Below are 12,351 nucleotides of genomic sequence, written 5' to 3' on the forward strand. Positions count from 1 at the left end.
ATGTAATGCACCATTGTTTATTAAAATTTAACTGTCTGATAGCGTAGCGTGGCGTAAGCCATCTATTATTGTAGGAGAAAATAGCAACGCAGTTTTATGATCTAAAAGTGACTGGAGATCTATCCAATAAACCCTATGTTTACGTTCTATTCCAGGAATCAGAGAATCAATTAAAGAAGGATTAGCCAATAGAAGAATGTGATGGGGAATTAGAGTGATAAATTGGAAATTAGTTTATAAATGAGTGAAGTTGTTGTTGATGCTTCTGCTATTTTAGCTTTGCTTAATTAGGGAGCATCCCAAATGTGTAAGTTTATTTTTTGTCTGAGGTTAATACCTGAAATGAACGAACCACGAAGACGCGAAGGACACAAAGGGAAGAAAGAGGAAGAGAGTTTTTGGTATTGCTGCGGTTATTTTTTCAAAATTGGGATGCTCCCCTTAATTAGGACTTACGCAAGTGTCACACTAAAAATCTGTTGTAGGGTGCGTCAGACTGCATAAATCTTGCAAATAAACAGATTGTTGATATCTGACGCACCTTACCAATGTGCCAGTTGCGTAATTCCTGTTAATCAAGAAACTGGTAGCGAAGAAGTTATAAAATTTATAGGTAAAGCTGCAATTAGTACCTCTGCCTTCTTCAATTCATGATTTTATGAGTGACCCTTCCCCCCTAAGTATCCTACTGATTGATGATTCCCCCGAAGACAGGTACTTGTATCGTCGCTTTTTGCAGCAGGACAGCTTGTATACCTATCGGATTGTAGAGTGTAAAACAGCAACCAAGGCATTAAAATGGTGTCAGCAAGAGATACCAGATATCATTTTGCTGGATTATAAATTGCCAGACGAAGATGGACTAAAGGTACTAGAAGAATTAAGGCAATACCTCACCAAAAATCAAACTTCAGTGATACTGCTAACAGGACAGGGAAACGAAATGATTGCTGTCCGTGCGATGAAAAGTGGTTGTCAGGATTATCTCGTCAAAGACCAACTGACCCCTAAGATTCTGCACCGGGCGATTCATCAAGCAGTTGAACGGATGAACCTGACCAGACAGCTAGAACAAAGCCAAGAAAAACAACAAATAATTGTGGCAGCAGCTTTACGGATTCATCAGTCTCTTAAATTAGAAGAAGTTTTACAGACCACAACAACAGAAGTACGCCAGTTGCTGAAGGCAGATAGAGTATTGGTGTATCAATTTAATCCAGATATGAGTGGTACTATTGTTACCGAGTCAGTGCTGCCAAATTGGAAAGCCGCTTTAGGGGTGCAGATTCAGGACACTTGTTTCCAAGAGGGTGCAGGTAAAGATTATCAGCAGGGAAAAAAGCGGGCAATTGATGATATTTATCAAGCAGGGTTAACAGACTGCCATATTCAGTTACTAGAACAATTTCAAGTCAAAGCCAACTTGGTAGTGCCGATTATTGTCACAGGGCAATTATGGGGATTATTAATTGCTCATCAATGTTCTGCACCACGTCACTGGGAAGCGCAGGAACTAGAATTATTAGATCAACTTTCGGTGCAAATTGCTATCGCTATTCAACAAGCAAGTGCATATCAACAGGCACAGGCAGAACTAGCAGAACGCCAACGGATAGAAAAGAATCTCCAAGAGAACGAAGAAAATTTTCGCCAACTAGCAGCAGCAGTGGAGGAAGTTTTTCTGATTCAAAATGCTGACTTTAGTCAAACACTTTATCTTAGTCCCGGATATGAACGCATCTGGCAGCGGCCTTGTGCAGAAGTGTACAAAAATCCGATGGTGTGGCTGGAATCTGTTTATCCAGAAGACATAAGTCGGTTACAAACAGAAATGCAGCAAGTGATGTCTGGTCAGAAATGCCAAACCGAGTACCGCATTTTTAGACCCAGTGGAGAATTACGCTGGATTTTCGTCCAGGCTTTTCCAGTTTTGGATGATTCTGGTAAAGTTTATCGTACTATTGCCTCAGCCCAAGATATTACTGAACGCAAACAAGCAGAAATAGCATTACAAGTCCTGAATCAGGAATTAGAAAATATAGTAGAAGAACGTACAGCAGCTTTACGGGCAAGTGAAGAGCGTTGGCAACTAATATTGCATGGTACTAATGATGGAATCTGGGATTGGGATATTAGAACCAATCAAGTTTTCTTCTCCACTCGTTGGAAGCAAATGCGGGGCTTTAGCGAGGAAGAAATTGGTAACAACCCAGAAGAATGGTCTAGTTGCATCCATCCCGACGATTATGAAGGGGTGATGCAAGCCGTGGCTGATCATTTTGTCCAAAAGACAGCTTTTTTCCAAGAACAATACCGAATCAAGCGTAAAGATGGCTCCTATATATGGATATTAGACCGGGGTCAAGCCTTATGGGATGACGCAGGTAATGTCATTCGTATGAGTGGTTCAGAAACTGATATTACTGAAAGCAAACAAAAGAAGGAACAGTTACGGAATCTTTCTGACCGATTGACACTAGCACTCCAAGCTGGAGCAATTGGCACTTGGGACTGGGATATGGTTCACGACCCAGTATGCGATGACCGAATGTATCAACTGTATGGTCTGCAAAAGTCAGAGATACCAGTCACTTATGAAGATTGGATGAATGCAATTGCTCCTGACGATTTTCCTGAACTTGAAGCTGCCCTTCAAGCGGCTATCAGAGGTGAAAAAGAATATAACATAGAATTTCGCGCTATACATCCAGACGGCAGCATTCACTTTATCAAAGCCGCTGCCATAGTTCAGCGCAATCACCTGGGTGAACCAATACGAATGGTAGGTATTAACTCTGATATTACAGAGCGCAAAATAATAGAATTAGCCCTGCGCGAAAGTGAACGCCGTTATGCAGCTTTAACACAAGCGGCTCCGGTTGGTATTTTCCGGTTTGATACCCTTGGTAATTGTCTCTATGTTAATGAATCCTGGAGTGAGATGACAGGTAGACCGACACAAGCAGCTTTGGGTCAGGGATGGATAGAAGCTTTGCACCCAGAAGACCGCGATCGCTTGTTGCAAAAATGGTTTCAATGGTCTCAAACTGCCCAGCCAGGAGAACTCTTTTCTCACGAAGGTAGACATCTGCTACCAGATGGCAGCATTACTTGGTACTACAGCTATGTCATAGCAGAAACAGATGCCGATGGTAGCATTATCGGCTACATTGGTACATTGACTGATATCACCGAACGAAAACAAGTAGAAACAAAAGTTTGGGAAACCAATGAAAAACTCAACAAAGTCAATGCTGAACTAGCATACGCTACTCGTCTCAAAGATGAATTTCTGGCGAATATGAGCCACGAATTACGAACACCGCTCAATGCGATTTTGGGGATGTCGGAAGGCTTACAGGACAATGTTTTTGGTGCTATCAATGAACGACAACTAAAAGCCATTTCTACCATCGAGCGTAGCGGTAGACATTTGTTAGAACTAATCAACGATATTCTCGATTTATCAAAAATCGAATCTGGCAAACTAGAACTAGTCCTGAGTGATGTTTCAGTTAACAACCTCTGTAATTCTAGTCTAGTCTTCATCAGACAGATGGCATTGAAAAAAAATATTGCCCTCACATCCCATATTGCCAACAACCTTGGCAGCGTTCAGGTAGATGAACGCCGGATGCGTCAGGTACTGATCAACCTACTAAATAACGCCGTCAAATTCACAAAAGAAAACGGTTCTGTCTCCCTAACAGTCTGCTTAGAAGAAGCAGGGGAAGTAGAATCTGTAGCTACGGTAAATTTTGCTTTGTCTTCTCCTTTCCTTTGTTTCTCTATTACGGATACTGGTATCGGTATTAGTAAAGAGGATATTAGTAAGTTGTTTCAAGCTTTCATACAAGTTAATAGCAGCCTGAGCCGCGAATACGAAGGCACTGGTTTAGGACTAGCATTGGTGAAGCAAATTGTGGAACTACATGGGGGAAGGGTTTCAGTTAGCAGTGAAGTAGGAAAAGGCAGTTGTTTTACTGTGCGTCTTCCTTACCGTAGCAGCAATGAAAATTTAACAACAAAGGTAAATATTCCCTCACCTATTGAAATGGAATTATCACCACCATCTTTAGAATCTCCCTTAATTTTGATAGTGGAAGATAATAAGGTAAATATTGATACGATTTTTGACTATCTGGAAAGTCGCGGATATCGTCTGATTACAGCCAACAATGGTAAGCAAGCACTGGATATTGCTGCAACTCAACACCCCGACTTAATTTTAATGGATATTCAGATGCCAGAAATGGATGGACTTGAGGCAATTCAACGCATCCGCAAGGATCTACAATTGATTGATGTGCCAATTATTGCCTTAACCGCCCTAGCTATGCCAGGGGATATGGAAAGTTGTTTAGCAGCAGGAGCAAATGAATATTTGTCTAAACCTGTCAGACTTAAACAACTTGCAATTACTATTCAGCAACTTTTATCAAAATCAGAGAATTTCAGCTAAACGCAACTTTTTGCTTAACGAATGCAGAAGGTAAATCTGAAGTTGCATTTTGTCTGAATCAGGATGTCCAGGATGATTTTTGAATATCAACCTATCTTTTCAGAAGTTGTACTAATTCAAATATTCCAGAATATCAAACTCAAATATCATCCTGTTAATCCTTTAATCCTGGTTATCCTGATTCTGACAATTAAATTTTAATAAAAAACGGTGCATTACATTTCATTAATGTCTAACGTGATAATCTAATTTCAAACCCCACATTAATACTACCCCACAACCTATCAGTTGTTAGAACAGGCTGATTAAGAATAATACCTAATGCTAAACAAGCTCTATCACCAAATGAAAGCCCAATTGATTTAGTAATTGGGCGCAGTATTCCTGCTTTTAATGCTTGTTTTTCATTAAAATCAATAACTTCAAGATTGAGATTAGAAAGAATCTGTCTAATATCTTCTTCCGGTATTCCTGCATCTGCTAATTTTGCTATAATTTCGGATAGATTCACTGTACTAATTGCAGCTTTACCAATAAAATTTAAAACTTCTTCGCTACCAGTTTCTTGATTAAGCAAAGCTAAAATAGCAGAAGCATCTACAACAACTTCACTCATTCAAACTTTCCTCTCTTCGTTCCTGAATTAATTCTTCAGAAAGTTTTCTACTAGCAGGAATATATTTTCTAAAAATAGCCTGAGCATTCTGCACAGAAGTTTGCAGATGATGTTCAATTGGGCGATCTTCTAATACAAGAACAGCGTTATATTCTCCCATTGGTATATCTACAAGAGAATTGATTAATAATTTACCATCATTTGTTATAGTTACTTTTATGTCTAGTGTTTTCATGATTTACTTAATGAGTAAATAATCATTTTAATTATACCAAATTTGTCTGAATTAGGATGCTCAGGATTTGAGGATGTACAGGATGTTTTATTAAAATTAATCTACATCCTCATAAATTGCATTTTGTCAGAATCAGGATGCTCAGGATTTGAGGATGTACAGGATGTTTTATTACAATTAATCTATATTTTCTGAAATTGCACTAATTCAAATATTCCAGAATATTAATATCAAATACAATCCTGTTAATCCTTTAATCCTGGATATCCTGATTCTGACAATTAAATATTAATATAAATCGGTGCGTTACATTTCATTAACGCACCCTACAAGATGAGGGATCACATTTAAAAATGTCGTGTCAATGTTTCTCCAGAGAGTAGTTAATAGCTGCTGGTAGCATACATTCTAAGAGTTTGAGATGCATCCCAGTAGTTTTTTAAACTGGAATATACAGACTGGATGAAGAAGGATTAACATAAACGCCTAGTGGAGTTTTCCAGCTATTAAGTTCCTTTATCAAGCTACGATATTTTGAATTTGAAATTGGGCATTTTGAGATAATTATATAAAAGTAGTAGGACTGAATTGCTACCATTCTAATAAATATTTTTTCTGAAAGTATGCCATCATAATTTATTTGTCCACATCTGAAACCATCAAGCTCTAAAGTTGTTACTTCATTGGAATCTGTATTGATAATTTTTGATGGAGTAATGATTTGAAGATTTAATCTAATACCCTTTGGTCTCAAAGATTCATCTCCTAAAATGTACTGGGAGAATCTTCTATGTATATCAATAATATCTTCTCTCTTCTTGAATGACCTTGTAACGTTATATGAAATCTTGAGTAGTGATCGTAACAAAAGGTCATAGTTATAGTATAGACGTGCTGGCTGTCCAGGAATTATAATATTTTTGAAGTTTTCTTCGTACAATGAACAAAGATAGTTGTCAAGAACACTTAACTTTTTATTATTACACTTTTGACAAACATCAGCAATTTTACCTTCATGTTTATAAAACTTATCAATTCGACCGTTATATGTTATGAGTTCTTCTTCAAATCTTTTAATTAAGCCAGCAGGCCATAGATGTTCACGAGTTAAAGATTCTGGATTCCCACAGTAGGCACATTTTCTATTCATTGAAGTTGAGTTGTATATTTAATATTTAGAGGATGAAATGTGAAATTTAGGAATTGAAATATTAATGAAATATCTGGGAATAAAAATGTAAATAATTCTCGTAGAGACGCACCCCAAACGCCTCTACAAAACCCTAAATTACAAAACCTCCCTACCCAAATAAACCTGCAAAACCTCCGGTACTTTAATCGTCCCATCTGGTTGCTGATAATTCTCCAAAATCGCTGCCATAGTCCTTCCTACAGCCAAACCAGAACCATTTAAAGTATGCACAAACTGCGTCCCTTTTTTACCCCCTTCCTTAAACCGAATATCCGCCCGTCGTGCTTGAAAATCAACACAATTAGAACAACTAGAAATCTCTCGATATTTCCCAGAAGATGGCAACCAAACCTCTAAATCATAAGTCTTGGTTGCCCCAAAACCTAAATCAGCAGTACATAAATTAATCACACGATAAGGCAATTTTAAAGCCTGTAAAATACTCTCTGCACTTCCGACTAATTTTTCTAATTCATCAAAAGAATCTTCCGGTTTTACTAATTTCACTAACTCAACTTTATTGAATTGATGCAACCGAATTAAACCCCTCATATCTCTTCCATAACTTCCTGCTTCTCGACGAAAGCATGGAGTATATGCACAGTGATAAATTGGTAATTCTTCCGCGTTGATAATTTCTCCCCGATAAAAGTTAGTAACTGGTACTTCTGCGGTGGGTATTAACCATAATTCATCATCTGCACATTTAAAACTTTCTTCTGCAAACTTAGGTAACTGTCCTGTTCCCGTTAAAGAATCTGTATTTACTAACAATGGTGGACTAATTTCTATATACCCATTTTCAATATGCTTAGAAAGCATAAATTGAATTAATGCTCTTTCTAAAGCAGCACCCGCACCTATTAAACTCACAAACCGACTTTGGGCAATTTTTACCGCTCTTTCAAAATTGAGAATTCCCAATTTTTCCCCAATTTCCCAATGTGGTACGATATTCGGGTTTTGGGGTATATATTCATCTCCCCATTTTCTCACTTCTGCGTTATCGTTTTCACTTGCACCAATGGGTGTAGAATCACTAGGAAGGTTAGGAAGTGCTAAGAGTAATTCTTGAATTTGCGCTTTTAATTCTTTTTCCTGGGGTTCTAATTCGCTTAATGTGGTTTTGAGAGTGTTTCCTTCATCCTTTAAAGCTTGAATTTCTGGATCTTGAGGATTAACACCAGATTTTACCTTTTGTCCGACTAGTTTACCAATTTCATTGCTACGGGCTTGGAGTTCATTGCGTTTTGTTTCTAATTCCCGCTGTTTTTGGCTCAAATCTAATATGGGCTGAATGTCATATTTACCACTACGACTGTTCAACTTGTCTTGTACGAGTTGGGGATTTTCTCTAATTTGTTTAATATCCAGCATTTTTTGGTTATCAGTTGTTAGTTGTCAATTGTTAATAGTAGGGGTTTAGCGCAATGCTCATGATTGTCAACTTAAACCCAAATCCTTACCATATCTCGCTCCCAGCCTTTGATTGGGAATGCTATCACAAGGCTCTATCTAGATATGTCACAAAAGGAAGGCAGAGCCTTCTAGAATTCATTCCCATACAGAGTATGGGAACGAGAAAACGAGAAATTTTTTAGAATTCATTCCTATACAGAGTATGAGAACGAGAAAGAGAAATTTGTTTAATATCTAGCATTTATTGCTTGTTTTTGGTCGATTCTAAGTTGTTATATCATTTCTTTCTGAAATTCTCACTTGGTAATGCGATTTAGCAAAAATAGGGACACAACCAGCCCTGCAAAGTGGGCTGAAATGGTGTTTGTATTTGCTTGGACTACTAGCATATCTAAACCGCTAATAATCCGCGTAGGGTCGAATAGTTGGGTAGTTACGGCTTGGGGAGATATTGACCTAGCTACCAGTGTACCGACGATCGCTTGCGCTCCTAATAGAGTCACCAGTATTCCTCCTAAATTCACCCATAGCCCCAATCTTAAAACTTGCACTGTTTCGAGTTTACGTGGGCGATTGCTAGGATTGGGTGATTGTAATTTTTTGCCAATTGTGGTGTAACGATAGGCTAAGTAAATTCCCACACCTAAAACAACCAGTCCACAAATAGCGAGAAATACACCAAATCCAGTTCCAGGATTGTTATTTGGACTTCCTGATCTTTGACTAAAGATGGCAAATAATAAGACAATAATCCCAGAAATGACACCCAGTACTAGTTGAATCCATAGACTAATCCAACCTGCCAAGCGAAAATGTTTAGCGATCGCTAGGAGATTAGTTGATGGGGTTTCGGAGTTTTGTGACATAAAAAACTGGGGATTGGGGACTGGGGATTGGGGATTGCTAAAAAACAATTATTGTATACGCTTAAAATCCCGACAATCCTCATCAATAATAATTGATAATAAGTAAGTCTGATCCAGTCAAAAAGTAACAATTAATTATGGATACTGCTATTGTGCCATCTACTTTCCTGCTAACTTTGTTGTTATCAGTGGGGTTATTCTTTTTTATTCGCGCTTCTACTAAAGACCGCATAGAAAGAGCGCAATTAATATCTGAGCAAGACGAAGCCGCTTTAATGAGCCAATTGAAGGAATATTTTTTATCCCGATCCTATCGGGTGACATCTGTAGATAAAGAAAAGAATCAAGTGACTTTTGAAGGGTTTGTCAGACCTAGCTGGTTTTTAGCTATATTTTTGACTTTTTTAGCTGCTGTTGGCTTTGCTTGTCTATCACTAGTTTTAGCTCAACTTTTTTCTAGTCAAAGTCCATTTTTATTTTCTTTAGTGCTGCTGTCACCTTTAAGTGGTATATTTTATTGGCAAAAATCTGGAAGACTTGAGAAAGTGTCACTCAAAATGGAATCAATCCAAAGGGAACAACACTCCTCAAGTAAAATAACTGTGATTGGCCATCGAGATGAACTTGCTGAGTTACAGAGGGCTTTACAGTTAGAGATGGTTGATTGAATCTTGGTTGCTAAGACAATCACCTAATGATCAAGTGCGGACTTCTGACTGACTGTTGAAAAAACGGAACAGTAGGGAGGAGGCAAAACAAATCTAGTGTTGGCAGTTTTTCTTACGACTTCTGTCGTAGGGAAAATTTTAGATTGGTTGACAGAGAGTCTTGGCAATCCAAATCATGTTAACACGATTAAAATGCTTTTAAATGCGTTTTTCTCTGTTGCTACTCCCTGCTGCATCAGCATACTAGATATCAACTCCGGCAACTGAGTCGGCTGCAAAGGAGTGGATGTTCCAATTTGGAGAAGCTCTACTGGCAGTTCAGCTACAAACTTAAAAAAAATTGAATTTTTGCATAAACTGAGCAATTTTGCCAGTTAATTAATGTCAGAGTCAGAAGTCAGATTCAATGCGGAAGAGGATCATTTAGATGTTAACGACTGCCCACAGTCACTAATTCTTGACCAGCAGGAGGTTCCAAAACTCGCAGGCTGGGAAACAAGAAATGATTTTCTTCTACGTATTGAGCGCCAAACAGACCTTTTTCAGCCCAGAAATAACGGTCTGTGGTGTGTTCGTTTCTTTTTACAAGTAGCAAGGCAGGAGGCAGGATACCCTCAGCTTGAATGAATTTTCTTGCTGCTGTCACAGGTTTATCTTCGCCACTCTCGATGCTATATTGAGGCACGTGTTCTAAAATCCGTCGTCCTTCTTGGCGACGACGACTTTTCCGTTTACGTCTCCTTGCCAACCTATTGTCCTCCTCTTTCAAGCTAAAAGATTGTAGTCATAGCTACAAAACCCGTCGTAATTATATGAGTTATAGTTTAAAAAATCAATAGTTTTTAATGTTTTGATACAACAAAATTTATCGGTTTGAACTTTAGAAAAAATATTACTAGGTTGTGTGGGAAGGCAGGAGGCAGAAAATAGGAGTTATAGGGGAAGAAAGGTTGTTTGAGCAGATGAGTGAACCTTTTTAACCGGATCTTTCTTTTTGCTATGCTTGACTAAAAATATCATTCCCGGAAATAAAGCATTAATGAGAAGATTTAGGTAAGCTTGATAAGATGAGATAGTAAACAACTTGGTGTCTTTTCTAATTTTCTCTGCTAGTGGAGCATAGGAAAAAATAACTATCTACTAAAAAAGCTGAAAAATCTGATATACAGCAGAATTCAGGAGTCAGGAGTCGGAAGAGTTGTGAGTACCAAGTACCGTTAGCGGTAGCGTGGCGTTTAGCCTGTACCGAGTGCTTGACTCTCCTTCTTACTCATTACTCGTTACTCATCGGTCTGTACTGGCTTGGTGTCTGGCTTTGAATTTAGATTCTGTACGTCATTGATCTGTAATCTGCTGTAGCTTTCTTCCTTCCTGCCTTCTTGTACTAGTCCTTAATTCTGAGTAAAAACTAAAAAATGTTAATGTCTGCCAGTTCTGATTTTATTGCTCTGTGTCGAGAGCAAATATCGCTGCTAACCCAAGGACTGGGAGCGTCTTTGAGTGTTGTATATTTAACGCAGGAATTGGTAGAAACTTCTACGGGTGAGGCACAACTAATTCCGGTGGTTGCTTACCCGGAAACGTCAGTATTAAGGCAAAGGGAGCAATTAGGAGAGGTGGCATTAGGTAAGCAAATACATTTTGATCGGGTTTTGAGATTACCAAATCAACGTGGGAAGTTACTGACAGCAAGATCAATATCTCCTACTCCATTACAGGAATCTGCAAATAAAGATGCAGCCCAACCCAATTTAGAAGATGAAGAGATGTTCTGTGGTAATCAAATTGTTTTACCGCTGATCTATGAGGGTGTGATGATGGGATTATTGGTGACGGGGAGGGAAGACAGAGCCTGGGATGAGGGGGAGGAAAGAGAAATTCAACGGATAGCCCAAACTATAGCGATCGCTTGTATTTTAGATCAACGTCGGGCTTGGTTGGAGCAGCAGTTACATCAGCAACAAATTCTCCAGGAAACACAACGGGATTTATTAGATAATCTTTTGCACCAGTTTCGCAATCCTTTAACCGCTATCCGCACTTTTGGTAAACTGCTATTGAAGCGACTGCGACCAGGAGATACTAACCGAGATGTAGCAACTAGTGTCATCCGAGAGAGCGATCGCTTGCAAGAATTGCTGCAACAGTTTGATCAGGTAATTGACCTCACTGAAGCAGATTTAAGACCAATTTCTCTCAGAGAATCTCAAGTTGTGGAAGCATCTGTACAAAAAGATGCCAAGCCACTGCTATTATTGCCGGGAACGGGGGACAAGGTAATTGATTGCTCACTAACGGATTTATTAGTACCATTATTAATATCAACTCAAGCTATTGCCCAAGAACGCAATCTCGATTTGATTGCAGATATTCCAGAAAATTTACCGTTGGTAAGAGCTAATATCAAAGCATTACAAGAAGTTTTGAGTAATATTATTGATAATGCTTTAAAATATACTCCCGCTGGCGGTAAAATTTGGATTCAAGCAGGGCAAAAAAGAACTAATTTTCAAGGAATAGCGATTAGTGATAATGGGCCTGGTATTCCACCGGAAGATTTAGAACATCTGGGGGAAAGACATTACCGGGGTGTACAAGCACAAACAGAAATTCCCGGTACAGGTTTAGGAATTGCGATCGCAAAACAATTAATAGAACAAATGCAAGGTGAAATAGAGGTTTTCAGCCCTGCATTTAACTCAGACATGAATTCACTTCAAAACCAAGGAACGAAGTTTATTATCTGGCTACCTGAAGTTAAACGCTAGTAGAGATGTTTATTTCAGGACTCACGCACTGAAACGGAAAACTGTCATTCTGAGCGCAGCGAAGAATCTCTCCAGAAGTTGAAACGCATATTCTAGCGTCGTTATCAACTTGGCTGAGTGCGTAA

At 38.7% G+C, this 12,351-nt stretch carries 9 protein-coding genes; 3 read left to right on the forward strand and 6 right to left on the reverse strand.

The window, feature by feature from the left end; genetic code table 11:
* Positions 1-658 precede the first annotated feature (658 nt).
* Positions 659-4,462 carry a PAS domain-containing protein gene (locus AC012T_RS10205; RefSeq protein ID WP_487065379.1) on the forward strand — a complete coding sequence of 1,268 codons (3,804 nt, stop codon included), beginning with the start codon at positions 659-661 and terminating at the stop codon, positions 4,460-4,462.
* Between the two features lie 232 nt (positions 4,463-4,694).
* Here AC012T_RS10205 and AC012T_RS10210 read toward each other — a convergent pair whose 3' ends face one another.
* From AC012T_RS10210 to AC012T_RS10230, 5 genes are all read right to left on the reverse strand, one after another.
* Positions 4,695-5,078 carry a type II toxin-antitoxin system VapC family toxin gene (locus tag AC012T_RS10210; RefSeq protein ID WP_487065381.1) on the reverse strand — a complete coding sequence of 128 codons (384 nt, stop codon included), beginning with the start codon at positions 5,076-5,078 and terminating at the stop codon, positions 4,695-4,697.
* Entirely contained in the window at positions 5,071-5,313 is a 243-nt protein-coding gene (locus tag AC012T_RS10215; protein ID WP_487065382.1) for a hypothetical protein, read from the reverse strand. Before AC012T_RS10215 ends, AC012T_RS10210 begins: the two co-directional genes overlap by 8 nt.
* A 439-nt stretch (positions 5,314-5,752) precedes the next feature.
* Positions 5,753-6,463: a hypothetical protein gene (locus AC012T_RS10220; protein ID WP_487065384.1), complete on the reverse strand. Its 711-nt coding sequence runs from the start codon at positions 6,461-6,463 to the stop codon at positions 5,753-5,755.
* A gap of 138 nt (positions 6,464-6,601) precedes the next feature.
* Entirely contained in the window at positions 6,602-7,882 is a 1,281-nt protein-coding gene (gene serS / locus AC012T_RS10225; protein WP_487065386.1) for a serine--tRNA ligase, read from the reverse strand.
* A gap of 338 nt (positions 7,883-8,220) precedes the next feature.
* Positions 8,221-8,790 (reverse strand): DUF3611 family protein, encoded by a 570-nt coding sequence (locus tag AC012T_RS10230; protein WP_015213792.1) that lies wholly within the window; start codon positions 8,788-8,790, stop codon positions 8,221-8,223.
* A gap of 137 nt (positions 8,791-8,927) precedes the next feature.
* On the opposite strand from AC012T_RS10230, the gene AC012T_RS10235 reads away from it, so the two are divergent.
* Complete coding sequence (locus AC012T_RS10235; protein WP_015213791.1) at positions 8,928-9,458, forward strand: cofactor assembly of complex C subunit B; 531 nt, start codon at positions 8,928-8,930, stop codon at positions 9,456-9,458.
* 430 nt (positions 9,459-9,888) lie between these two features.
* Here the strand turns inward: AC012T_RS10235 and AC012T_RS10240 are convergent, their stop codons facing one another.
* Positions 9,889-10,206, reverse strand: a complete 318-nt coding sequence (locus tag AC012T_RS10240) for a DUF3155 domain-containing protein (protein ID WP_487065388.1) — start codon at positions 10,204-10,206, stop codon at positions 9,889-9,891.
* A gap of 667 nt (positions 10,207-10,873) precedes the next feature.
* Here AC012T_RS10240 and AC012T_RS10245 point away from each other — a divergent pair.
* Positions 10,874-12,226 (forward strand): GAF domain-containing sensor histidine kinase, encoded by a 1,353-nt coding sequence (locus tag AC012T_RS10245; RefSeq protein ID WP_487065390.1) that lies wholly within the window; start codon positions 10,874-10,876, stop codon positions 12,224-12,226.
* The last annotated feature ends 125 nt before the right edge of the window (positions 12,227-12,351 follow it).

The organism is Anabaena sp. EIM26, from assembly GCF_057568715.1.